Source organism: Mycobacterium sp. E3305, from assembly GCF_001666785.1.
Lineage (GTDB): Bacteria > Actinomycetota > Actinomycetes > Mycobacteriales > Mycobacteriaceae > Mycobacterium.
Map to the genome: position 1 here is coordinate 1 of NZ_LZJA01000170.1, position 807 is coordinate 807.

The 807-nt window shown below is 69.6% G+C and carries 1 pseudogene; it reads left to right on the forward strand.

The window, feature by feature from the left end:
* Positions 1-573, forward strand: a pseudogene (locus tag A5701_RS28960) (hypothetical protein); the annotation flags it as partial.
* Between the last annotated feature and the right edge of the window lie 234 nt (positions 574-807).

Here is an 807-nt window from a genome sequence, read left to right on the forward strand (position 1 = left end):
CCCCGGTGCGGGGTCGACTATTCGTTCTTCGACTTGGGCGGCGACTTCTTCTTTTCTATGCTGGTGTTCTCGCTGGCCCGCGCGGCCGGCCTCAGCTGCCGCCCGCGCGACATCTTCGTCGAGCAAACCGTGGCCGGACTGGCCCGGGTGGTCGGCGTGGCCGACACGCACCGGCCCATCGACGAGGGAATCGGCGACGTGGCGGCGACACCGATAATCCGCTGGCTGAGCAGCGTCGACGGCCCCGTTGACCAGTTCAACCAGACCATGGTGTTGCAGGCACCCGCGGGTGTCGAACTGGCCGACGTCACGGTCGTGCTGCAGGCCCTGCTGGACCGGCACGCCATGTTGAGACTGCGCGTCGACGACGGGCCCGGCGGCTGGAAATTGACCGTGCCAGAACCGGACTCGGCGCACGCCGCAGCGCTACTGCACACCGTCGACGCGCTCACCGACGAGACGATCATCGCCGCCCGGTCCCGGCTCAGTCCGGCCGGCGGGGTCATGCTCAGCGCCGTGTGGGCGAGCACCACCAGGCAGTTGGCCCTGATCATCCACCACCTGGCCGTCGACGCTGCTCAGCCAGCGGATTATCGGTGTCGCCGCCACGTCGCCGATTCCCTCGTCGATGGGCCGGTGCGTGTCGGCCACGCCGACCACCCGGGCCAGTCCGGCCACGGTTTGCTCGACGAAGATGTCGCGCGGCCGGCAGCTGAGGCCGGCCGCCCGGGCCCGCGACACCACCTGCATCGACAAGATGCTGTCGCCGCCCAGGTCGAAGAACGATTCGTCGACCCCGCACCGGGG